The following is a 23826-nucleotide window of genomic DNA, read 5'->3' on the forward strand; positions in this document are numbered from 1 at the left end:
GGCTCCATTTCTATATGGGTCTCCTAAGGATTTCATGGTGGCCATGCATATACCCAGAAGGTGCCCATGATTCAATTGCAGGATTGGCCCGTTCTTTCTCGAAGGTAGTTCTGTACCTGCTCAATCGTCCAGAACGATGACCTACCAATCTTGGTTGGTTTGGGAAATTCACCTTTCTGAACCATTAACCAAAACTTGGATTTAGAAACAGGCATTACCTCCAAAATTTGCGGAATTCTCATCAAGGTGATTGGTGAGCTTTGTGAAGAATTATTCATGATGGCCTCCATGACGGATGCGTTTCATATTTTTGCGATAAACCTGTAGCGCCATTTTTGCCGAACTCATCTTCGTATAACCATATGAGCGATACAGACTATAAAGCCGAATTGCAACCATCAAAAATCTCCTTCAGTGTTTTGTTGTACATCGTAATGTGTGCTGCTGAAGAGCAATGTAGTCAATGAAATTTGGATGGTCAATCAAAAGTCAATACCCACTTTAACAACGCAAATTATTTTTTAGCTATAAAAAAATATTTAATCATAAAAGTGATACAAGCCATATAAATAAATGGCTACAGCCGTGTCAGTAATTTCTGATAACGAAAATATGAAAGTGGATTTATATGGATTGAAAAACACCTTTTGCTCAGAAAAATATTTTTAAAAAATTTACGGAAATAGATTACAAGGAGCTGATAGATAAATAAATTTCAGAAAAATACAAAATAAAGTGGTTTGACGATAGCCTTTTGCATTGATAGATTCATTGTTTAGTAAAGCTTTAAGCAAGAACAAAAACACAATGGAGGGCAGGCAATTTATGAACTACTACGAGCATCACATAGGCGATTATGCGGAAGCTACGGCGCATCTCACATTCACTGAGGATGCCACTTATAGTCGTTTAATTAGAAAGTATTACGCGACCGAGAAACCGCTGCCCGTCGATGTAAAGCTAGTTCAAAGATTGATTAATGCTAGAACAAAAGAAGAAAAAAATGCCGTGGTCTCGGTCCTCAATGAATTTTTTAATCTAAGGGATGACGGGTGGCGACAAGAGCGCTGTGACCATGAAATAGCTCGTTTTAAGGACAAGCAACTCAAAGCCAGGCGGAGCGCGGAAGGCAGGTGGCAATCACCATCGACCGATGAGTCGGCACCTGAAAACTCGCACAACAAGGTATGCGTTCGCAATGCGAACGCAATGCCAACGCATTGCTCACCAGTCACCAAACACCAGTCACCAGACACCAATCTCCATACACCAGACAAACAAAACAATGGGGCAAATACGAAAACTTCTCAAAGCAAAACTCTGGATCTAAGTCAGATTACTCAGCTATTTGTTCAAGAGGGCGTCAACATTTCTGCAGAAGACGGGCGCGCTCAAGAGATAGTCAAACTTCATGTTTCAGAAAAGGAGTTTAGAGAGGCGGTTAGCCAGGCAAAAGATACGCGCAAGAGAGCATCAAGCAATACCCCGATAAATGCGGGATTTGTATTGGCAATACTCAAGGGCATGCATAGGAAGGCGTCGACTACCGATCCATCGGAGGTTGTTTGGTGGAAAACCAACCAAGGCATAGATGCCAAAGCGCGCGAACTCAATATGAAAGCTCAGGGCTCTGAATGCTATGACTCCTTTAAAACCAGAATCTTTGCCGAGTTACGAAGGCGCGAGCATCAAGACGTATGTCCTTCAAAGGAGGTGCCTCATGCAGGCTAACCAGGCTATTGCGGGCGTGATTGATCGTCTTGATATGGAGGACTTTCCAATTGGATCGATTGTCAAAACTCCTAGTGGCCGCGTAGGCACGGTCGTAAAGCATCGAGGTGCCCAGAGTCGGTATGACTTATTTCAACGAATCATCATTGAGTTCGAAGAGCCAATGGGTGATTCAGTGGCATTGCAGCCACATCTGCTCACCATGATCAAAAGCTCAGCAACATCATGATTGAAATTAATCAAAAGAAATCAAAGGGTGGGGCAAGACCAGGTGCAGGACGCAAGGAGGGTAGCCTTACCAAACGCACTCGCAAGATCGCTGAAGTAGCAGCAAGCCAGGGCATAACGCCCTTAGAGGTGATGATGAATACCATGATGGCACTCTACAAGGAGGCGGAAAGTTGCACTCATCATGATGATCATGCCCATAAAGATGGCGATCATGATCATGATCCCGATAGGGTAACCATGATAGAAAATCGCATTAAGCTTTTAAACATGGCGGCAACAATTGCAAAACATGCAGCGCCATATGTTCACCCAAGGCTTTCTGCTATCGAGCACACAGGCAAGGATGGTGCGCCACTTCAAAGCGGTGTCTTAGTGGTGCCTAGTGCCATGAGTGTTGAGGATTGGGAGCGATCTGCCCAGGCAAAGCATTAACGCATAACCGATGAAAACCATCTGGGCCCCGCTGCCTGGAAGCCAGACCTTGTTTCTGACTTGCCCTGTATATGAGGTATTGCTGGAAGGCACTAGGGGAGGGGGAAAGACTGATACCTTGCTTATGAGTTATGCCCAGCATGTGGGTAGAGGCTTTGGTGATCATTGGCGCGGAACTCTCTTTCGCCTAACTTATCCGCAGTTAGCAGACGTCGTAGCTAAGAGCAAACGTTGGTTCTATCAAATCTTCCCGGGCGCCAAGTTCAATGAATCAGACTATGTCTGGAAGTGGCCTACGGGAGAGATGCTGTACTTTCGGTATGGAGCTAATGAAGACGACTACTGGAATTACCATGGCCATGAATACCCCTGGCTAGGCTTTGAAGAATTAACTAACTGGCGCAATCTTTCGTTCTATGAAGCCATGCATTCCACCTGCAGGTCATCACACCCCGGAATGCCAAGGATGGTGCGGGCTACATGTAATCCTTTTGGTATAGGGCATGCATCTGTAAAAGAGCGATTTCAGATTGGAGTTGTTCCGGCAGGACAAATAATCAGACAAGAAGGCGCGCTACCTAGGGTGAGAATTCATTCGACGATTTATGAGAACACCCATCTTCTCAAAAATGATCCTAATTACCTCATGAACCTAGAGTCCCTAAGTGATCCAAACAGGCGCAGGGCATGGCTAGAGGGCGATTGGGATATCCATGTGGGAAGTTTCTTGGAGGGCGTGTGGCAGTCCTCTAAACACATTGTAGAGCCCTTCGCAATTCCGCCAACCTGGAAGATTTGGCGATCTATGGATTGGGGGTATGCCAGACCCTATGCTATCTATTGGTTTGCTTTATCCAGCGATGGAGTCTATTACCTATGGCGAGAGCTCTATGGATACGGAGAGAAAGAAAACACGGGAACAAGAGAAGACGCAACGGTAGTCGCAGAAAAGATCAAGAAGATCGAAATACACGACCAACGTCTTGGCTATGAATACCGCATGAACCTAGCTGACCCATCTATCTTTTCAAAGATAGGCGCAGAACGATCCATCGGACAAATCTTCCGAGACAAGGGTGTCAAATGGACCGAAGCCTATAACGCCCCTAGAAGCAGGGTAAATGGTGCACAAGAAATCATCCGATTATTAGCCGAAGATAGACTCAAAATCTTCTCTACCTGCAAGCATTGGCTTAGAACCATCCCGCAATTACCGCCAGACTCGTTAAATCCGGAGGATGTAGACACTGATGCCGAAGATCATGCTTGGGATGCTACGAGGTATGGGGTGATGAGGGCAAGGAGGGTAACTGATGGCTAGAAAGGGATGCGTAAAAAACACCATTTTCATAGACATTGATTCGGTTATTAATCAGCCTTTTTGCTGCTATTTCATGAACAGGCTTCAGAGCCGTTCCTGATCCCTCTGCAACCAAGGCAAAATTGCAACCCGCAGCAACTGCCAGGGCTACTAGATCTTCATCTGTAAAGATATGTCCTGGTTGTTCCTGTATACATGCCGCAATACCCATCAAGCGCCTAATTTCTTTTTGGATTGGTGTGATCTCATTCATGAGATCTTCTGCTTGGGTTGCATTCTCTTGTGCTGCTTTAATCAAAAGCTCGGAGGTCGGCAATAAATTAAGTATTGCTGTCACACCCATGCTTGCAATGAGCCCAGATATAAATTCACGTCGACTGGCAATCATAGCCAGCGAGGGAAAAAGTGTGTTTGTAGGCGCCATATTATGGAGTTTCTATCAATGCAAGGCTAATTACCGATGGCTATCTTAGTGTAAACATTTATCAAGAATATATCCGGTGGCTTCCTAAATCAATTTTATAAATTACATGTGCCCCAAGACTCCAAAGCCCTTCAACAAAAATGGACCGCCCGTATCACGCATGCGCGCGCTCACTGGGCGACATTTCATAAGCGTGTAAGACACAACCGCAGTACCGTAGCAGGCTTCAATTGGAATGCCGACCCTACAGGCAAAGACTTCTACAGTCTACGAGCCAACCTCATTCACGGCACTATCTCTGCAGTTCTGCCTAACGTCTATGCGCGCAATCCAGAGATCTCAATAGCACCAGCTCATGCGGGCGCGGACATCAAGCTCTTTTGCAATACGCTAGAGAAGGTCACCAATAGAGCTCTAGAGCAGGCACAGCTAAAGAATCGAGCAAAGTCCACTGTAAGGGCGGCGCTTACTTGTAGCTTTGGCATTCTCAAAGTGATGTACCAAAGAGATCTAAGTGAAGATGGATATATCCAGAGTCGTATAAACGATGTCCAAGAAAACCTCTTGGCTATCCATGATCTACAGAAGGATCTCCATGACGAAGACCAAGCCCATCATCATGATGCCAAGAGGGTGGAGCTGGAAGAGCTCATCAAATCACTGCAAGAGCAATCAGAAGTACAGTCTGCTCAAGGCTTGGTAATTGATAGGGTGCTCACTGAGAACCTTCTCATCGACCCCTCGGTTTGTGAGTTCTGGGATTACACGGATGCAGATTGGATCTGCCAAGTCATTCCCATGAAACGTGGCCAAGCAGAGGCTCTGTATAAAAAGAACCTAGCTAGTGCCAAGATCTACCAACCAAGCCAAGGCGAACCATCGCATAAAAAAGCTAAGCGTCTTGCCTCAATGCAATTAGATGCTAGAAGTGGATCTGTCGTAGATGATCAGCAAATAGCAGTTCTAGAAATCTGGGACAGATCAACTCAGCGTGTTTACACCATGGTGGAAGGTGCAACGGAGTGGTTGCGCGAGCCTTATTCACCAGCAAGAGCGGGAGAGCGGTGGTACCCGTTCTTTCTATTGCCGTATCAAGTGGTTGATGGTCAATTTATAGGTCCAAGCTTGGTAGATCTAACTGAGCGTTTACAGGATGAGCATAACGAAGCAAGGGATCGATTCAATCAGCATCGAGACCTCTGTATTCCAGGATGGGTTGCATCTGCGGACATTAATGAAAAGACCATTAAGAAACACTCAGACTCACGCTTTGGTGAGATCACGATTGTCGATACTGAAGGTAAGCCACTCAACCAAGTAATTATCCCCAGAGGGCACCCTAAGATTGACCCGATTGTGTATGACACCAGTGCAGTTCGTTATGACTGGGAGCAAGTTACAGGACTGCAAGATGCAGCACGCTCTACAGTCGTAAGGCCTAAGACAGCTACTGAAGCAAATATTCTACAAAGAGCCTTATCTGGGCGCGTATTTGAATTCAAAGATCAGATAGAGGATTGGTTGCAAGAGATTGCGCAATACAGCGCTCAAGTACTTTTGCAAGAGCTGACTAAAGAGCAGGTAGAGCGGTACATGGGCGCGCCAATTACAAGGATGCAAATCATAGATGGCAAGGAACAAGTCATTACCGAGAAAACTTATGACTGGCCAAGCCTGACGAAAGACCGAATCTTTGACATGGTGGATTTACGAATTCGGGCAGGGACAACAGGCGCACCAGATGGCATAGAAGAAAAAGACGGTTGGATCAAGCTGCTGCCAATGATCACAAGCTTGTCCATACAAATGCAAAACCTACAAGCCAAAGGAATGGATTACGAGCATATACGTAATCTCCTACGCGAGACTCTCTTGCGGTATGACGATCGTATAGATTCCAATCTATTTATACCCAACATTAAAAAACAAGTCGAGGGATACAAAGATGTTTCCTCTGAAATTTTTGTAGATCAGATGCGTGGGATGAGTAGCGATAAACCTAAAACACATCAACATTTAAAAGAGGAGATGGTAGATGACGCAGGAAGTGAAAAACTTTAGTTCTGGTGTTTTAACTAATGGAGGTGCCTTTCAAAGAGTCCAGGATCGAGAAGCTAAAAAGGAACAAGATCGACTAAGAAAGGAGGCTGAAGATAAATCTGCCGCTGAATTACATGCTAAACGTATTAAAGCCAGAGAAGATCGTGCGCTAGAGCTTGCCGAGCAAGCCAAGGCAAGACAAGCTCAAGAGGAAGAAAAGCAAAGAAAAGCAGCTGAGAAACAAGCGCAGGATGAAGTTGCTCGTTTAAGGGTGGCTGCAGAGAAGGAGGCCGCTAGATTGGAAAGGCGCCAGGATCTCGAAAGAAGGTTGCAAGAGAAGGCTAATGCTCAGAAGCAGGAAGATCAAAAGAGCAATAGTCAAACTGGAGCCTTGCTTGATGATTTGCAAATAATACCTACCGTTCAAGAGGCGAATGGGGAAACAACTGATGAAGTAGAAGAACAGGTCTTTGAACCCGTCAAGGGCGAGGTAATTGTTCCTGCTGAAGTTCCTTTATCGGCAGTAAAGCCAGACTCTGAATCAGTCATTGAACCGGTTATCGCGCGCGATATTAGCGAGCTATTACCTCCGCCTGCAGTCTTAACGGTTGAGGCTGAGCCAGCAGTGCCCATTCAGGTTGAAAGCGGTAAGGACTTGATTGAGAGGGTGCTTAGTTCCACTGAGCAAGGCAGGCAGGAGGGTGATGAAGAAGCAACCCAGCCCAATCGCAGTGAAAACCGTTATCAAAAGATGGCAAACACTAATCGCGTACTCTCAAAGGAAAACGAAGTGCTTAAATCAAAGGTTGAGGATTTGCTCGATAAGCTTCATGGCTATGAGATCGAGAACGAGCTTGTGGATAGCGTGATGAGTTCAGTTGATCGAGCAAAGAAAGAGGTGCAAAAGTCAGCTGCGCAGGAGCGATACCTAAATCCAAACCCATTTAGTATCGTGAATGATGCTAAACAAGAGATGTTGAAATATTTATCCACTAGGAGTGGTGAAATTGATCATGCCGATAAGTCAGCGCTTTTTGTAAGGTACATTCAGGACCCGTTTTATATGAGTATGTTCGTGCAGAACAATCAGGTCTCTCAATGGTGGCCCATGATTGATGCGATCTACAACTCGATTGACCTTCCTCCAGCAGATTGGTCAAAGATAAAAGTAACGCCATATAAACCTAGATCTGAACATCAAACTCAGCCACAGCCCATAAGGGCGCGCACAGCAACCCTAGGCGCGCCTGTTGCAAATTCTGAACAACCAATGGACCGTATTGCCCAACATCTAGGGAATATGGGAATTTAGTTTTACTGCCTAGCAAATAGCATTAAGGGCGCGATATCGCCTTTATCTGCGGCGCGTAGAGCTGATAAGTAATTTTGACGTGTGAGGCCTGGGGTGGTAATTGAAGTGTTGCCGCCCCAAGAGAATCTTTCGCCACCAAGGCTAACAATCAAGGCATCCGCTATCAAACGAGCATGACGACCATTGCCGTTTGGGAATGCATGGATCAGCACCAGTTTATGATGAAAGCCCACTACGATTTCATCAATGGACATCACTTTGTTTTCAATTTGATAGGTGGTGTTATCCAAGAGGTTCTTGAGGGCAACGGCAATTTGAGTCCAATCAATGCCGATACTCTTATCACTCTTTCTGAATGTGCCAGCCCACAGCCATGTTTGGTTAAACATGCGGCTATGCAAATCACGTATTAATCCCTCATCCAATTTCTGAGTGATTTTTTTACGCGCAATCCAATCTGCGCCTTCGACAATATTGAGCTCCTCCCAGGCATTTAATTCGGCTTGAGTCTTAATGTGTTTTGGTATGAGGCCCTGAGCTTCGTCCGGATCAATCGGAGTAGCTCCTGGCGCGTATTCAAATTGCATCACCATAAATTCCTTCTAGGGCCGTCCAAAATCTCTTTTGCCAATAGTTGAAGTTGTTTTTCACTGGCAGACTTATCCACCGATTGATCCTCAAGACTCATTGAATGAGAAATAGGGCGCAAGCGTTCCCGCGCAATCTGAATGGCGCGCTCTTCTAAGAGCTCTTCTAAAGACTTGCGTGGCACTAAGGTATATTGCAACTCGCAGTCTAGGGCGCTAGCCAGTTTTCGTAGACTAGCTAAGGTGATCTTTTCATCGGTCTCAGCCTTTTCTAGCTTGGTAATACTGGCGGGCGTAACGCCTAGCTTGCGCGCTAATGCAGAGGCTGACATACCCAACGATTCGCGGATGGCCTTAATCCAGCCATTGCTTGGGCGGCTTGGTGGGCGATCATGCCTTAGCTTAGCAAGGGCAGAATCCATTTGATGGAGCTGTAAGTTAGCAAATTTCTTGTTCATATTGATACCTATAGGTATTAATTAATATGTCTAATTGTAACCTATAGGTATAAATTAATACACTTATTTGATACCCATAGGTATCAAATGGCTATAAAGAGATAGGGTTTTAGGTTAAATAACAACGCCATTTCGTCAAGGGCACCCCAAAGGGGTGGCTAGCGCACCCTTGACGACCACGGACAAAGAAACGCTCATTTATGCCCAAGGTGGCAGACGGGCACATTGGGCATAAAAACAATTGGCGAATTAGAAAAACCCCAGAAATATCCAAGCTAACTAGATATAGCCCTAATAATGAATAAATGCAGTTAGAGGTAAGTGCTCAAGCTGCTGATTCATATCTCGCGTTAAAGCTAGAGTCGCACCTAGCAGCGTAGCAATGGATAGCTTCACGCTCTATCAATGGCATGAGTCTAATTAATTCATGAATAGATAAACATATTGATAGGGGTGGCATATGCCAATTTCAAATACAGACTTGCAAGAGTTAGCTAAGGTTTCCTTAGATGAGTACTTACGCAATCTGCCAGTAGATCAAATCGCCGTAGAGAGACCTTTCCTTAAAAAATTGATGGAAGGGCGGAAAAGCCTATTAGGCGCAAAGCAAAACGTAGTCGAGAACATTCGCAAGGAGCATGGCAGTAACTTTAGCTGGGCCTTTGGTGAGGAGACGGTTAAGTTCAATAAGCGCAATACCACTGAGCAAGCGTCATTCCCATGGCGGCGAGCGGTCGATGGCTTGTACATTGACTATGACCGACTCTTTAGCAACGGCATCAAAGTACGTGAGGGCGGGGCGAGAGGCTTCCAGCTCGAATACAACGAGCGCGTGCAACTCATCAACCTGTTAGATGAGCAATTAGAGGTTCTGAGGGAAGGTTTCCTTAATAAACTAGACCTAGAGCTGCACCGCGACGGCTCGCACGGCACAGATGCTTTGGTTGGCTTGGATAGTCTGGTGAGTTTGGTGCCCGAGGCCGGAACCGTAGGTGGTATTGATCGAGCAAAGGCGAGTTACTGGCGCAACTATGCCGTTAAAGATATCACTTCAACAGCGCCAGGTAGCTTGGTAGGCGAGATGGAGACCGCATGGCGCCAATGTATTAAACATGGCGGCAGTCCAGATTTCATCATCGCGGGCGGTAAGTTCATTGATACCTATCGCAAGCAAGTCACGGTAACTCATATTGCAGGATCAGGTGAGACCAAGTATATCGATGCCGGGGTAGGTGCAGGCGTAAATACGGGCTTAGCCTTTAAAGGCGTGGAGATTGTTTGGGATCCTCAGTTTGATGAGCTCGATGCTATGGCCAATCGCACAGTTGAGTGGAGTAAGCGTTGCTATTTCTTAAACACTCGCTTTATGAAACTGCGCGATGATGATCTAGATATTGTCGCTCCAATCCGTCCACACGATACGTTGGCCATGTACGCCATGGTGAACCTGCGCTGCGCCTTATCTATCTCACGTGCTAATGCCCATGCGGTATTGGCTATTCAATAAGGAGGGGGATATGAATAACACAATGAACAAAGAACTTATTCATAGCGACTTTCAAATTAAAGAGGTAGAGGCGGTAGTGCGAAGGGATGCATTCACGACCATTCATGTGCACGTGCCGCCGTATGAGACCAACATACTGCGCAACCTCTTTGGGCGCGAGAACATCACGGTGTTCGAACGCCAATCTAAAACCACGATTACTCCTGAGCAAGAGTACGACCGTCTTTGTGCGAAGTATGGCCACGAGGTGGTAGCGAAAGTCTTTGGTGAGGATGATGGTGATCGACTCATGGAGATCGTAGAAGGTCTGATGTCTGAAAAGGTAAATCCTCAAGAGAATGAACCGCTAAAGACATTAGATGAAACGCTTGAAACTAAGGGAGGTAAGAAACGCTAGCAGTAGGGAAGATCACCGCTAGCGGCCAGTGTTTGGGTGCGGCTGTGGGTGTTGAAGTAACGATGGTGTGTGGGCGCGCTTAATTGCGCCCCACTGCCAACATATCCCAGGTGGCTGTGGGGCGGTGACTTAAAGAATTAAGAAATAAAGAATGCTTCCAATCATTACTTCTCTGGTGCAAACCTTGGCCGTCAATGGCCTTGGGTTACTTGCTGGTGCCGTCCAAGCTAGAGGTAAAGAATTTATTGAAAGCAAGATTGGGGCACGCATACCTGATAACCCCAGTCAGGAGGATCTGATTAAGCTCAAGCAGCTAGAGATCGAGCAGGAGCAGCTTCTATTGCAATACACACTTAAGCAAAAAGAACTCGAGATAGAAGAAGCCAAACTTCTGGCTGAGATGCATAGGACTTCTCAAGAAAATGCGACCAACCGCTGGCAATCCGATATGGGAAGTGACTCCAAGTTATCCAAGAACATTCGCCCTGGAACGCTGGTCTACATTCTCACGGCCTATCTCTTGTTTGCATTGCTTTCAGCTATGGGTATTGATATTAATGAGGCCTATGTAAAGCTCCTGGGTGAATGGGGGCAATTAGTTATGCTCGCTTACTTTGGCGGTAGATCAGTCGAGAAGATCTTTGAGATGCGCATGCACAGTCAAGATAGAAAAGAAGATCAATGAGCAGCCTAGTGGCAGAGCAAGCCGCGTTTTTAATTGATGTCAGCCGTCTTATTCAATTTGCAACAGTAGAAGGTTGGGTGGTTACAGGTGGCGAGCTTTGGAGATCGCCAGAGCAACAAGAGATCTATTTCAAAAGCGGTAGGTCTAAAACAATGAACAGCAATCACTTAAGACGCTGCGCTATAGACTTGAACTTCTTTTGGAAGGGCAAATTAATCTGGGATAAAGAGCTCATCCGCACGGTTGGCGAGTACTGGGAAAGCCTAAACTCTAAAAATAGGTGGGGAGGGAATTTTAGGGGGTTTGTGGATGTGCCGCATTTTGAAAGAATTACCTAAATCATTGTTTTTAAACAATAAAATTATTGTAGCAGTCATCCGTAAGAAAATTACGGATGACTGCTACAATCTCCAGTCTCAGATGGCTATCCGTTAGGTCTGGTGATATTAGGTGAAAAATTATGTTGACAAGATTTGAGGTTGAGAATTTCAGAGGGTTTAAGAATTTGCTTGCCTTTGACCTATCCGAGACAAAAAATTATGAATTTAATGGTGAATGCATAAAAAATGGCATTGCTAATAAGGCCATGATTTATGGGAAAAATGGATCCGGTAAGTCCAACCTGGGTTATGCAATTTTCGATTTAATTTCCCATCTAACAGATAAGTTTGTTCCAAAGCATGAGTACATTGCAAACTATTTACATGCTGAGCTCACTGGGTTGCCTGCAAAATTTAAGTATGGATTTAAATTTGATGAAGCCTACATCGAGTATTTTTGTGAAAAATTAGGCGTTAATGAAGTGATCTTCGAGGAATTGAAAGTTAACGGCGAAACAGTCGTTCTCTATAGATTGGGTGAGTTAATTCAGATAAATTTAGTTGGCGCAGAGTCCCTTAATAGGGATTTGGGAGAAACCAAAATTTCTGCCCTAAAGTACATTAAAAATAATGCGGTTCTTGATAAAAGTCCGGTTAATGATGCCTTAAAGAAGCTTTTTGAGTTTGTCGATGGCATGTTGTTTTTTAGGTCGGTAGATGAGAGAACCTTTATTGGTAACAGAGCAGCAGGTGATGACGATATATTAAAAAATATCCTTAGCAAGGGAAATCTAAAAGACTTTGAGGGATTTCTTAATGCTGCAAATGTGGAGTGCGAGTTGGCTGTTATTGAAATCAATGGTCAAGAAGAGGTGGTTTTTAAGTTTGGTGATAAAACACTCAACTTTTGGCGTGGAGCCTCCACAGGCACAAAATCATTATCACTTTTTTATTATTGGCTGCAGTTACTTAATGAGAGTCAAGTTTCTTTGGTATTTGTAGATGAATTCGATGCTTTTTATCACTATAAACTTTCCGAATTGATTGTTCGAAAGTTAAAAGATGCGAATGCTCAAGTGGTGTTAACAACTCACAATACTAGCTTAATGACCAATGATCTAATGAGGCCGGATTGTTGTTTTGTAATGGAAGATAAGGTTATAACGCCATTTTCCAAGATCGCTGATAAAGAATTAAGGCTTGCCCACAACATTGAAAAAATGTATAAGGCTGGAGCTTTTGGTGGCTAAAACTGTTTTATTCATTTTTGAGGGTGAAAAAACTGAAAATCAGGTACATGAGATTTTTGAGAGGCATTACTTTTCAGATAAACACGTATCTATAAAAATAGCATTTGGTGCCGAAATATATCAACTTTGGAGGCAAATGACCTCCGAGGATTTTTTGGATGTTTTGGAGGTTTTAAAAGAAAGACGGCTTGCTAATCAAGAAGAAGTTGCAGCTTTGAGACGCGATGATATATCCGAGATATATTTATTTTTTGATTATGACGGTCATACATCAACGGCTTCGGATGCTGACCTATTGCGTATGCTTGAGTACTTTAATGAGGAAACAGAAGCTGGCAAGTTATACATAAGCTATCCCATGGCTGAGGCTGTTAGGCATATTAATATGGTCGATGACTATCTTGATACTGTATTTGATATCTCTGATGGAAAAAGATACAAAGAATTGGTGAATGAAAAAACAGGTTTTATGCATTTAGCTAAACTGGAGAAGGGTGAGCTAGATTACGTTGTAGCTCAAAATTGCAAAAAAGCTAATTACATCGTCCATGACGATCGAGCTTTTCCTGAGTATCAAATTGTTATCAATAGATTAAGTCAGGTCAATATTTTTAATGCTCAGTTAGAGAAGCATATTTCAAAGGCTGGACAAGTTTCAGTTTTAAGTGGATTCCCTTTGTTTACGATTGAATACTTCGGCGAAGCCGCGCTAGCTGCTCTTCATGAGGCAATTGAAGTTCAGCCTCTTCGCTAGTTTTTTGCAATAAAAGTATTCCAATCCAACATCAATCGAGCACGCTTGTCCAATTGATCTTGCCTCCTGTACGCTGCCTCAGCCTTATTCTGGATGGTATGGGCTAACGCTAACTCGACAGTCTCATTCGAATAATCCGTAGTTTCTGCAGCCCAATCTCTAAACGTAGACCTGAATCCATGTGGTACATAGTTGGAGTACTTGGGCATCTTTCTCATCATTGTTAGTAGCGCCATGTTTGATAGGGGTTTATCTTTATGCAATGAGCTTGGGAATAAATATGCATTCGCACGAATAGTCTTTAGGTGCTCAAGAATTTCAACTGCTCTCGTATTCAATGGAACCCGATGCTCCTTGCCAGCTTTCATTCGTTCTGCAGGAATGGTCCAGACTCTTGTTTCCAAATTAAATTCATCCCATCGGGCTTCAACAACTTCACTTGTACGTGTTGCAGTAAGAATTAATAATTCCAATGCGAAAGCAGAATAGCCGCTATGCTCTCGCAAGTCCTTTATAAATTCACCAATTCTTTGAAATGGAAGGGCGGGGTGATGCGCAACCTTCTTAATCTTATTGGCCCTGGGTAGCAAATGACACAAGGCACCTTGGTATCTCGCAGGATTGTCACCACTCATGTATTTATGAGCCTTGCACCAATCTAGGATCACTTCAATTCGTTGTCGAACCCTTGTCGCGGTTTCTGTTCTAACTTTCCAGAATGAACCCTCTACGTCGCCATTCTTCTTTTTAATATCTTGCTCAAGTAATTTAACTACGTGGCTAGTTGTGATTTGATCAACCTTTAGCTTGCCAATTGTTGGTAGAGCGTATGTCGCAATAGTGCTTACCCACTGATCTTTGTGTTTAGAGTTAGACCATTCTGCTTGTTTTGTTTTGATGCATCTATCTGCTGCATCTGCAAAGGTAATTGAGTTCTTATTTGTCTCAATGGCTTTTATGCGTTTAATCGTTCTTTGCTCTAGTGGATCAACTCCATCTAATATGAGTCGACGCAATTCCAAAACTTTTAGCCTGGCATTGGCTAGTGAGAATGACTCTAGTGGCCCAATACCCATTTCTCTTCGCTTGAGAGTTACAGGGCTAGTAAAGCGAAATATCCAGCTTTTGCTCACTCGGCCTTGGTATTCAGAAACCTGGAGATATAAGCCCTTGTTATCCGGGTCAGCGTGGTAACCTATTCTTGAGAGCGAGATGATCCCACGAGCAGTAAAGCTGCTTTTTAGGCTATTCCCAAGACTTTTTTCTATAGAACTCACGCTTTATCTACCCACCAGCTTACCCACCAGTTAAACAAAGATTTTAGTGAATCAGAATGGGCTAGATTGGAGTGGGGTTGCTCTTAAAGCCTTGTAAATAAAGGGCTTTATGGGTATTGGTGGACTTGTCAGGAGGGTCAAGATCTAGATCTCGTCTCCGCCAAGTCAATAGGCGGAATAAGGGTTTGTAGAGATACAACATCCTTGTTGCCAACAGTTTTACCAAAAACCACCTTCGGGTGGTTTTTATTTTTGTTCTCAAGCAAAAAGTTTTCAAAAATAGCTATGGGAATAGAATTGGTACTTATGACAAATACCTTTTCCCTTAACACTGAAATAGCTAAGAATTAAGGGTAGGCACTTAGAGAAATTTGAAGTTCTTTGGATCTGGGCTCATCCCCTTATAGGTCTGACTGAAATGAAAATACTAAACTTTATCTTGGTATTTTTTTATGCATTACTTTAAGTGGCACATAACTTTTGATTTATATTAGGCTTAACATTTAATTTTTGAAACTACCAATGCCTAGTATCTCAAAGAGCGGTCTTAAGCAAATTAAGAAGGATACCCTTTGGGATAAAGCATATTTTTCTCTGAGAAGTGCATTGTTGGGAGGTAAGTTTGTGCCGGGTGAACGAATTATTTTGAGAAAAGTTGCTCAGGACCTAGGTATAAGTCTCACCCCAGTGCGTGACGCCATAAATCGTTTGGCGGCTGAAAATGTGCTTGAACGAGGTGGGGTAGGTCAAGGCGGTGGGGCCTCAGTTCCGTTATTAAATGCTCATGAATTTGATCAATTAATGTCTATCCGCAGTAGTCTTGAGCCGTTAGCAGCAGAGGCGGCAGCTAAAAATATAAGCAAAGCTGAAATATCTGAAATTTCCAATTTGCTAGAACAGATGACAGATTTAGCTGAATCCAGAAATCTAGCCTCATATTTGGATGCTCACTACAAATTTCATTTTGGAATTTATAAGTTGGCCAACCAATCTATTCTTCTGCAAGCGATTGAAGGTGCTTGGCTTCGCTGTGGGCCAACCTTAAATCTTGCATTGCCGGCATACAAGCCTGGTCAAAAAAGACATAAACATCATTTGGCAGCATTAAACGCACTTAAGAAGGGTGATGGAGTTGCAGTTGCTGAGGCTATCCGGGCTGATATTAATAGCGCTCGCCTAGATATCTGTAATTTGCTAGATTAAGCCCATTACTTAGGTGGATGAGGCCATTCCCTTTACTTAATGAATGTTATTTGTTATAACATTGAAATATTTCGTGTTTAAGGATGTGTATATGAAGACATTTAGGATGGTAGTAACTTTCATGGCAGCCGTAGCCTTGGGGGTTTATGTGACTATTAGTTCCGTTATGGCTGCCGAGTTTCCCTCCAGAGAAATCAGGTTGGTTGTGCCTTGGAATGTGGGCGGGTCAAATGATATTTCCGCTCGATTGCTATCAAAAATACTTGCTGATGAAGGAGTTACTGTTGTCGTAGATAACGTCGTCGGAGCAACGGGAACGATTGGTATGACGAAGGTTGCTAATGCTGAGCCAGATGGGTACACGATTGGAATGGGTACTAGCTCCACATTGGCGATGATCGCACAGGGATTAACGCCTCTAAAAAATGAGCAATTTGCTCCAATAGCGCGAGTAACAACTGATCAATTGTTGCTGCTTGTTCCAAAAGATGGTCCGGCAAAAGATCTTAATAGTTTTGAGGCTATGGTTAAAAAGAATCCTGGAAAAATTTCAATTGGTACTCCAGGTAGCAATAACTTAAATCATATTTTCGCGGTAATGACGGGTAACGTTGTGAACTCAGAGATTATTACCGTTCCATATACAGGTGGCTCTAAGGTGGTTGTTGATTTGGCTGGTAAGCAGCTTGATGCGGCAGTATTGAAACCCTCTGAAAGTAAGGCGCAAATTGACTCTAATATGGTGATGCCGTTGGGGGTGTTTGCCAATGAGCGTATCAAATCAATGCCCAATATTCCTACCTTTAAAGAAAAGGGCTACAACGTATTTCCATATGGCCCGTTAGTGCAAATGGCATATCTGGCAGCTCCCGCCAAAACTCCCCCAGAAATCCAGGAAAAATTAATTGCGATTTTTAATAAAGCTATTCAAGACCCACGCTTTAAGGCTGCTTCTGAAGATGGGGGTGCACGAGTGGATAGCTTGACTGGAAAAGCCTTAGGTAACGAAATCGTAGCGGTAACAAACACCTTGGCCGTAGTTGGTAAAAAAGTGTTTACTGAAAAGAAATAAATATCTGAAATTGAAAGAAGATTGATGAGTCAAATTAAAAAAGTAACCTGTCACGTAGTGTCTGCACCTGTACAAAAGCCATTCACATCATCTAGAGGCTGGATTTACAAAACTAGAGGTTCTTGTATTGTTGAGATTGAAACAAGCGATGGAATAGTGGGTTGGGGGGAGTGCTATGGTCCATCAGCTGTAGCAAAGGCTTTTATTGATACACAATTTGGTCCGCGGATTATTGGCAGAGACCCATTTGATGTGGAAGTAATTTGGGAGGATCTATATAATCGCATTAAGGACTACGGCACTACTGGCATGGCAATTTCAGCTATTAGTGGAATTGATATTGCCTTATGGGACATTATTGGAAAGTCTTGTGGCAAGCCAATTCACAAATTAATCGGCGGTTCTTATCGTGATGAAGTAACGCCTTATGCGACAGGTCTATATTTTATTGATATGGATCGCTTGATCGAGGAGGCGGTTGAAGAGGCAATTGAGTTTAAGCAAAACGGCTTTACCGCCATCAAGATGAAAATTGGTTTAGGCGATTTAAAGTTAGATATTAGGCGAGTAGAGGCTGTTAGAAAGGCGGTGGGTGATGAGATGCGACTAATGGTGGACGCTAATCATTGCTTTACAGTGCCTCAAGCCATACAAATCGGTCGTGAACTTGAAAAGTTAAACGTCGAATGGTTTGAAGAGCCAATTTCTCCTGAAGATTTGGATGGCTATGTTGAGGTAACTCGCGCTTTAGATATGGCCGTTGCTGGTGGCGAGAACGAATTTACTCGCTGGGGCTTTAGGGACATTGTGGTGCGCAAGGCGATGGATATAGTTCAGCCTGATGTTTGTGCGGCCGGTGGCATTAGTGAATGTCGTAAGATTGCAACCCTTGCGAGCGCTCATGGTGTAGAGTGTGTTCCGCATGCGTGGGGATCGGTTATCGGTGTTGCCGCTACTTTGCATTTCTTGGCAGCGCTTCCAGATCAACCGCCAAGCTTTAAAGGCAATCCTCCGTTATTCGAATTTGAGCAATGTGAGAATCCGTTCCGCGATTTGTTATCGGTTGATCCTATTGTTCAGATTAATGGCAAGATAAGCGTACCAAAAGGTCCAGGCCTTGGTATTGAGCTTAACCGCCATATTCTCGATCAGTATCGAGTCGCTTAGATCTTACTAATGCGATATTTAACCTATATAGAAAATGGTCAAACGCCCAAAGTAGGCGTGTTGCTAAGTGATTCCTTGCATGTGCTCGATCTTTCTCATGAAAGTTTGCGCGACATGATTGGAAATGAGCGCCCAAGCTTGCTTGAGATGATAAAAGTCGGCCTACCTTCGCTGACCAAGAAAATCAAAGGCAAGCTTGAGAGTGGACAGTATGAGCAGGGTGCCGTTGTAAGTATCAAAGCTGTTTCACTATGCTCCCCCATCCCCAATCCTGGGAAGGTGGTTGGCGCTGCATACAACTTTACAGACGCCTTAGATGAGCGCTCAATGCCTTATCCATCTGAGCCAGTAATTTTTATTCGCTCTGGAAATACGGTGATAGGTCCTCATGACCCCATCTTGATTCCACCAGATGTGGGTAATGTCGGTTACGAGGCTGAGTTGGCTGTCATTATTGGCAAGCGGGCGCTCTTTATAGAGCCAAAAGATGCAATGGAATGCATTGTGGGTTACACGGTACATAACGATGTCAGTGGTAGTGGCATGATTAAGGAGGATGGCGGCAATTTTGTCCGTGGAAAAAATATGCCAGCTTCTGCGCCTTTCGGACCTTATCTAGTGACTGCTGATGAAGTGGAGAACCCTTATGCCATTCAAATTAAGTTGGATGTAGATGGCAGGGTATTGCAAGATGGAACCACTGGCACAATGCTTTTTAAGATTGCAGAGTTAATTTCCTATATTTCTAAACAAATGCCGCTTGAGCCTGGCGATATTATTGCAACAGGAACTCCAGCAGGGCTGGCGATGATGCATCAGCCACCCGCATGGCTTGAACCTGGGCAAACGGTGCGTGTCGAGCTTGAGGGTTTGGGTGCGCTGAATAACCCAATTAAAAAGGGAGTGCCACTTCTTGAGTAAAAAATTTAAAGTACTTTTAACAAATCCCATACATCCAGACTGCCATCAAGCATTGTTAAAAGAATGCGACGTAGTCGTTGCTCCAGATATAAAGCCTGATACTTTAAAAACCCTTATTTCAGACTGTGACGGTTTGATTGTTCGTTGTCAGTTAGCTCAAGATATTTTTGACAATGCTCAGCAATTAAAAGCAGTGGTGCGTCATGGCGTGGGATTGGATTTTATTCCGGTTGATGCTGCTACCAAAAAAGGAATCCCTGTAGCAAACCTACCGGGATCAAATACCAATGCTGTAGTTGAGTATTGTTTAGCCGCAATTTTTTATTTCCGTCGTCGCTTAGATTTGATTGATTCACGACTAAGAAGCGAGGGTTGGGCAAAAGCACGCTCCTCAGCGGATCCATCAGCGGAGATAGCCAACACGACTTTAGGAATTATCGGATTTGGTGCAATCGGTAGTAAATTGGCGCAGGCGGCAACAAGTTTGCAAATGAAAACCATTGCGCTTACTAGGCGACCAGAGTCTTTACCAAGTGGAGTGCGTGGAGTTACAAAGTCAGAGCTGTTTTCTCAATCTGACGTGATAGTCGTTTGCTGTCCTTTAAGCGAGGAAACACGGGGCCTAGTGGATCAAACGGCAATTTCTGCTATGAAACCCAATGCCATTCTAATTAATATTGCTCGGGGACCAGTAGTGGATACGCAAGCGATTATTAAAGCCCTTAAGTCTGGTGCAATTGCTGGAGCTGCAATGGATGTACATGATCAGCAGCCACTATCCGGCCAGGAGGCGGTATTTGATTGTCCAAATTTACTATTAACCCCTCATATTGCCTCTATTACTGCCACCAGCATGAAAGGCATGAGCGAAGGGTCGGTTACAACAATGCTCGCTATTCTGAATGGCGATCGTCCTAAAAATATTGTTAACCCAGAAGTATTTCTTTAGTCGAGCAAAACATGACAAGTAATCCAATGCGTATCGTTAAGCTAGAGGCAGTTCCCATTTCATTTCCTGTTCCTGAGAGTAAGTCGGTTCGACTTGGGATTGGTAAATGTGTGAAACGTGACTCGGTATTGGTTCGTATTGAAACTGAAGATGGGCATATTGGCTGGGGTGAGGCCCATCATGGAAGGGCTCCAGGTGCGATTGCAAAGTTGATTGATACTACTATGCGAGAGCTCGTAGTCAATAGTGATGCAATGGATATCAACGGCATTTGGGCACGCGTTTATAAAATGCAAATCTCTAGCCATGGCATGGGCGCAGCAGCAGTTTTGGCTTTGAGTGGAATTGATATTGCATTATGGGATTTACGCGCTCAGATCATGCAGCAGCCCTTGTATCGGTTGTTAGGCGGCGCTTCCAAAAAGATTAAAGCTTATGCAGGTGGTATCGCCTTGGGATGGCAGGAGCCAGCATCCTTAGCCAAGGAAGCGCAAGAGCATATTGCTTCAGGATATCGGGCTCTAAAGTTACGCGTAGGAGATACTGCTGAGAAAGACATCGTTAGGGTGCAAGCAGTTCGCAAGGCAGTAGGCGATGAAATCGACATCTTAGTTGATGCCAATACTAACTACACCTTAGCGGACGTGCGTAAGGTAATGCCTGCATTTGATGAGGCTGGTGTGAGTTGGTTGGAGGAACCATTCCCACCCCAAGATCGAAAGGCATATCGCATGGCCCGCAGTTTGGGTCGAGTTCCATTTGCGGCTGGTGAAAATCACTATACTCGCTATGATTTCTCAACACTCCTAGATGATGGAGATGTGCAGTTTATCCAGCCAGACTTATCAAAGACCGGCGGCGTTACTGAGTCTATGAGAATTGCTGCTATGGCGAGTGCTAATAAATTAACTATTAATCCCCATACTTCTGCTACCGCAATTAATATGGGCACAACAATTCATTTTCTCTCCGCCATTGATAATCCTGGATATTTTGAGGGTGACGTTACTTCGCTCAATCTCTTTAGGGATGAAATGATGGATAGAGCTGCTTATGAACTCGATGCGGAAGGCTTTGTAAAGCCATACGAAGGTATTGGTATTGGGATGAAAATTAATCTAGATTTTGTTAAAGATCATCCCCTGATTGATGGCCCATGTTATGTTTAGCAACAATCTTTTGGTCCTTAATACAAATCCCTGTTTTTCCCTGATCCGAGCTTATCAAGATCTGAAATAGGGTGGTTTCCCTTTGGTTTAACGGGCAATAGTATGTAATCTTCGGACTAATTTCTCAAAAAACCCAGCAAATTTCCCTGTTTGCAAGGTGAGGTCTTAAGAGAAAATGGGCGCTGACTGCCCGCACCGCCAAAATATTTGGCACATCGTAAGATGGACCGCAGTACTCAGATGAGCCCCGCCAACCGCGGGGCTTTTCTCTTTGGGTATATCTAAATAGTCACAATTTTGATGCTTGTTGATATAAATTTAAAACCAATCAATTCCATACCAAATCCGTTAGTTGTTGAATATTATTTTCTTCGGGGGATTTACATGCGTAAATCATGCAAATATATTGAGGTCTAATATTTGAATGTTGCTAATAAATTAAGTAAATTAATATCAATTGGATTCAAATTTCTAACCATTAACTGAAAATATTTTAAGGATTGAAATGCGTCTTCTGCACACACTCACGATTTCCTCGGCTATTTTGCTATCACAGTCTGCGATTGCAGCTAGTAGTGCTGATGTCATTTTTTATGGTGGCGATATTGTGACAATGAATAAAGCTCAGCCCACGGCTGAAGCAGTGGCAATACGGGATGGAAAAATCATTAAGGTCGGATCATTATCAAATGCTAAGACCTTGCAAGGAAGTGATACTAAATTAGTTAACTTAAATGGTAAAACACTACTACCTGGTTTTATAGAACCACATGTACATATTTTAGGAACGGCTTTTTCGGAAGAGCTTTGGTACAACATGTCCAACTTCAATATGCCGCATGACACTTTGGATTCTTTGGTTTCAAAGTTAACTGCCTATAGCAAAAATGTGAAAGATGGTGAATGGATTACAGCATTTGGTGTTGACCCATCCAGGACCGAGCCATTCATGGCTGAGTTGAATGCCGACATATTGGATAAGGTATCTACAACTAAGCCTATATTTGTGATGAATCAAAGCATGCATATTGCGTATGTGAATCATAAGGCTTTAGAGGTGGCTGGACTAACAGACTCTAGTCCCGACCCCAAAGGCGGCAAGCTGCTAAAAGATAGCAAGGGACGCTTAACTGGTGTGGTTTATGAGGTGCCCGCTTTTTACTTATTCATCAACAAGATGCCAGCACCAAGTCAAGAGTCGCTAGAGCAAGCTGTTGTAAAAGTTGGTCAAAGATTGGTAAATAAAGGGGTTACCACGTCAGCAGAAATTAGTGTTGGTGGGTATCTTGGGGTTGATAAAGAATACGCCTTATTCGATAAGATGACTCACGCAGGGAAGTTGCCAGTTAGGGTGAGGGGCTATATGTATTCCAATGTATTTCCAACCACAAACAATAGCTATAAACCCAATCAAGGCGATGACATTTTCAAAGTGATTGGGGTGAAGATTGTGGCCGATGGTTCCGATCAAGGGCTCACAGGTGCGATGACTAAGCCCTATGCTTATCCAGCAGGCACCACCAATACAGGCAATCTGAACTTTACTGAGCAAGAACTATACGATCTTGCAAAACCTAGATTTGATCAGGGTTGGCAAATCTCCGTGCATTCCAATGGCGATAGATCAATTGAGCAAACACTCAATGTTTATGAGAAGCTAGTGACCAAACCAGAGGATGCCAAGGCTCGTTTAAGAATTGAGCATTACACAGTACCAACTCCATCACAAATCGATAAAACTGCAAAACTCGGTGTGGTTCCTGGTCTGACGATTGGACACTCCGACTATTGGGGAGAAGCATTTCATGATCACCTATTGGGAGCTGAAAGAGCTAATCGAATTGATCCAGGTGCAAGTCTAATTAAGAAGGGCGTCCGCTTTGCCTATCATAGCGACTCTCCAGTGTCACCTATTCATCCCTTAAAGTATGTTTCTGAAGGCTCCTCAAGACTTTGGCAGGCATCTCCACAAAAGGTATTGAACGCCAATGAGAAGGTGTCTGTTTATGACGCATTAAAAGCTGTCACTATTGATGCTGCCTATCAGATGAGGATGGATGACAAAGCTGGCTCTCTTCAAGAAGGTAAATTTGCTGACTTCGCCATTGTGGATAAGAATCCTTTGAAAACGGATGCTTATAAGATAAGAGACATAGAAGTAAAAGAAACTTGGGTCAATGGCCAACAAGTTTTTAAGAAAAACTGACCACTTTTTCTATAGGAATTAGAAAGCCGCCCATGGGCGGCTTTTCTTTAGGTTAGAGTATCAGTAAGTCTATACAAGTGTATGTATTCTGGACTAAAAATCTTATGTTTATGTATTAGCGCTTTGATCTACTCATGACAAATAGTTCAACTCTAAAAAACGATAGCAAAACTGCTCCTGAGGAAACATCGTCGATTACAAATGACGATACGTCAGATTCAGTTGAAACAAGCGCTGATCAACCCAAGCTGACTAGAGATGCCAATCGATCAAGAGCACCTGCTCAGAGCAAGAGTGAAATCATGGAGGAGTTACACCGCCAGAGATTCCCTTGGGAGGAGTAGGGATGTTTCGATGCGTCCGGGGGAGCTATTGATAGAGGCCTTTTGCTTTCTGCCTCGTTACATGGAATC

General features: G+C 43.8%; 26 protein-coding genes. 20 read left to right on the forward strand and 6 right to left on the reverse strand.

Translation table 11 applies throughout. The features are described from left to right. Nucleotides 1-71: 71 nt before the first annotated feature. On the reverse strand, nt 72-278 hold the full coding sequence (locus tag FD973_RS04770; RefSeq protein WP_215324478.1) for an AlpA family transcriptional regulator: 207 nt from the start codon (nt 276-278) through the stop codon (nt 72-74). After that, the gene (locus tag FD973_RS11100) at nt 271-399 is read right to left on the reverse strand and encodes a hypothetical protein (RefSeq protein ID WP_256442841.1); all 129 of its coding nucleotides are present in this window, start codon (nt 397-399) and stop codon (nt 271-273) included. The genes FD973_RS04770 and FD973_RS11100 overlap by 8 nt, the downstream gene beginning before the upstream one ends. A gap of 426 nt (nt 400-825) precedes the next feature. On the opposite strand from FD973_RS11100, the gene FD973_RS04775 reads away from it, so the two are divergent. Genes FD973_RS04775 through FD973_RS04790 form a run of 4 tightly spaced genes read left to right on the forward strand, consistent with a single transcriptional unit; the run spans nt 826 to nt 3715 of the window. Beyond that, a complete protein-coding gene (locus FD973_RS04775; RefSeq protein WP_215324479.1) occupies nt 826-1731 on the forward strand; it encodes a YdaU family protein in 906 nt (301 codons plus the stop codon). Next, complete coding sequence (locus FD973_RS04780) at nt 1721-1960, forward strand: hypothetical protein (protein ID WP_215324480.1); 240 nt, start codon at nt 1721-1723, stop codon at nt 1958-1960. The genes FD973_RS04775 and FD973_RS04780 overlap by 11 nt, the downstream gene beginning before the upstream one ends. Beyond that, the gene (locus FD973_RS04785; RefSeq protein ID WP_215324481.1) at nt 1957-2394 is read left to right on the forward strand and encodes a hypothetical protein; all 438 of its coding nucleotides are present in this window, start codon (nt 1957-1959) and stop codon (nt 2392-2394) included. Before FD973_RS04780 ends, FD973_RS04785 begins: the two co-directional genes overlap by 4 nt. A gap of 10 nt (nt 2395-2404) precedes the next feature. Beyond that, on the forward strand, nt 2405-3715 hold the full coding sequence (locus FD973_RS04790) for a terminase family protein (RefSeq protein ID WP_215324482.1): 1311 nt from the start codon (nt 2405-2407) through the stop codon (nt 3713-3715). Here FD973_RS04790 and FD973_RS04795 read toward each other — a convergent pair. Continuing rightward, a complete protein-coding gene (locus FD973_RS04795; RefSeq protein WP_215324483.1) occupies nt 3669-4139 on the reverse strand; it encodes a hypothetical protein in 471 nt (156 codons plus the stop codon). The genes FD973_RS04790 and FD973_RS04795 overlap by 47 nt on opposite strands. A gap of 108 nt (nt 4140-4247) precedes the next feature. On the opposite strand from FD973_RS04795, the gene FD973_RS04800 reads away from it, so the two are divergent. Next, nucleotides 4248-6200 (forward strand): hypothetical protein, encoded by a 1953-nt coding sequence (locus tag FD973_RS04800; RefSeq protein WP_215324484.1) that lies wholly within the window; start codon nt 4248-4250, stop codon nt 6198-6200. Further along, nucleotides 6175-7491 (forward strand): hypothetical protein, encoded by a 1317-nt coding sequence (locus FD973_RS04805; RefSeq protein WP_215324485.1) that lies wholly within the window; start codon nt 6175-6177, stop codon nt 7489-7491. The genes FD973_RS04800 and FD973_RS04805 overlap by 26 nt, the downstream gene beginning before the upstream one ends. 2 nt (nt 7492-7493) lie before the next feature. On the opposite strand, the gene FD973_RS04810 is transcribed toward FD973_RS04805, so the two are convergent. Next, entirely contained in the window at nt 7494-8078 is a 585-nt protein-coding gene (locus tag FD973_RS04810; protein ID WP_251368841.1) for a mobile mystery protein B, read from the reverse strand. Beyond that, nucleotides 8078-8536, reverse strand: a complete 459-nt coding sequence (locus FD973_RS04815) for a mobile mystery protein A (protein ID WP_215324487.1) — start codon at nt 8534-8536, stop codon at nt 8078-8080. The genes FD973_RS04810 and FD973_RS04815 overlap by 1 nt, the downstream gene beginning before the upstream one ends. Nucleotides 8537-8996: 460 nt before the next feature. On the opposite strand from FD973_RS04815, the gene FD973_RS04820 reads away from it, so the two are divergent. From FD973_RS04820 to FD973_RS04845, 6 genes are all read left to right on the forward strand, one after another. Further along, on the forward strand, nt 8997-10043 hold the full coding sequence (locus tag FD973_RS04820) for a phage major capsid protein (protein WP_215324488.1): 1047 nt from the start codon (nt 8997-8999) through the stop codon (nt 10041-10043). A gap of 10 nt (nt 10044-10053) precedes the next feature. After that, complete coding sequence (locus FD973_RS04825; RefSeq protein ID WP_215324489.1) at nt 10054-10440, forward strand: hypothetical protein; 387 nt, start codon at nt 10054-10056, stop codon at nt 10438-10440. Between the two features lie 151 nt (nt 10441-10591). Beyond that, nucleotides 10592-11125 (forward strand): hypothetical protein, encoded by a 534-nt coding sequence (locus FD973_RS04830; protein ID WP_215324490.1) that lies wholly within the window; start codon nt 10592-10594, stop codon nt 11123-11125. Further along, nucleotides 11122-11463: a M15 family metallopeptidase gene (locus FD973_RS04835; RefSeq protein WP_215324491.1), complete on the forward strand. Its 342-nt coding sequence runs from the start codon at nt 11122-11124 to the stop codon at nt 11461-11463. Before FD973_RS04830 ends, FD973_RS04835 begins: the two co-directional genes overlap by 4 nt. A gap of 122 nt (nt 11464-11585) precedes the next feature. Then, nucleotides 11586-12695, forward strand: a complete 1110-nt coding sequence (locus FD973_RS04840) for an ATP/GTP-binding protein (protein ID WP_215324492.1) — start codon at nt 11586-11588, stop codon at nt 12693-12695. Next, nucleotides 12688-13449, forward strand: a complete 762-nt coding sequence (locus FD973_RS04845; protein WP_215324493.1) for a hypothetical protein — start codon at nt 12688-12690, stop codon at nt 13447-13449. Before FD973_RS04840 ends, FD973_RS04845 begins: the two co-directional genes overlap by 8 nt. Here FD973_RS04845 and FD973_RS04850 read toward each other — a convergent pair. Continuing rightward, the gene (locus tag FD973_RS04850) at nt 13446-14726 is read right to left on the reverse strand and encodes a site-specific integrase (protein WP_215324494.1); all 1281 of its coding nucleotides are present in this window, start codon (nt 14724-14726) and stop codon (nt 13446-13448) included. The two genes, FD973_RS04845 and FD973_RS04850, sit on opposite strands and share 4 nt — an antisense overlap. Nucleotides 14727-15248: 522 nt before the next feature. On the opposite strand from FD973_RS04850, the gene FD973_RS04855 reads away from it, so the two are divergent. The 8 genes from FD973_RS04855 to FD973_RS04890 all read left to right on the forward strand — a co-directional run bounded on the left by FD973_RS04855 (nt 15249) and on the right by FD973_RS04890 (nt 23757). After that, a complete protein-coding gene (locus FD973_RS04855; RefSeq protein WP_215324495.1) occupies nt 15249-15929 on the forward strand; it encodes a GntR family transcriptional regulator in 681 nt (226 codons plus the stop codon). A gap of 91 nt (nt 15930-16020) precedes the next feature. Continuing rightward, complete coding sequence (locus FD973_RS04860; protein WP_251368842.1) at nt 16021-17001, forward strand: tripartite tricarboxylate transporter substrate binding protein; 981 nt, start codon at nt 16021-16023, stop codon at nt 16999-17001. Nucleotides 17002-17025: 24 nt separating this feature from the next. Continuing rightward, a complete protein-coding gene (locus FD973_RS04865; protein ID WP_215324496.1) occupies nt 17026-18168 on the forward strand; it encodes a mandelate racemase/muconate lactonizing enzyme family protein in 1143 nt (380 codons plus the stop codon). A gap of 9 nt (nt 18169-18177) precedes the next feature. Further along, nucleotides 18178-19089, forward strand: a complete 912-nt coding sequence (locus tag FD973_RS04870; protein ID WP_215324497.1) for a fumarylacetoacetate hydrolase family protein — start codon at nt 18178-18180, stop codon at nt 19087-19089. Then, nucleotides 19082-20038: a D-isomer specific 2-hydroxyacid dehydrogenase family protein gene (locus FD973_RS04875; protein WP_215324498.1), complete on the forward strand. Its 957-nt coding sequence runs from the start codon at nt 19082-19084 to the stop codon at nt 20036-20038. The genes FD973_RS04870 and FD973_RS04875 overlap by 8 nt, the downstream gene beginning before the upstream one ends. Before the next feature lie 11 nt (nt 20039-20049). After that, nucleotides 20050-21207, forward strand: coding sequence for a mandelate racemase/muconate lactonizing enzyme family protein (locus FD973_RS04880; protein WP_251368843.1), 1158 nt, complete (start codon nt 20050-20052; stop codon nt 21205-21207). A 505-nt stretch (nt 21208-21712) separates the two neighbouring features. Then, nucleotides 21713-23413, forward strand: a complete 1701-nt coding sequence (locus FD973_RS04885; RefSeq protein ID WP_215324499.1) for an amidohydrolase — start codon at nt 21713-21715, stop codon at nt 23411-23413. Nucleotides 23414-23547: 134 nt separating this feature from the next. After that, the gene (locus FD973_RS04890; RefSeq protein ID WP_215324500.1) at nt 23548-23757 is read left to right on the forward strand and encodes a hypothetical protein; all 210 of its coding nucleotides are present in this window, start codon (nt 23548-23550) and stop codon (nt 23755-23757) included. The last annotated feature ends 69 nt before the right edge of the window (nt 23758-23826 follow it).

Source organism: Polynucleobacter sp. MWH-Braz-FAM2G (assembly GCF_018687635.1).
GTDB lineage: Bacteria > Pseudomonadota > Gammaproteobacteria > Burkholderiales > Burkholderiaceae > Polynucleobacter.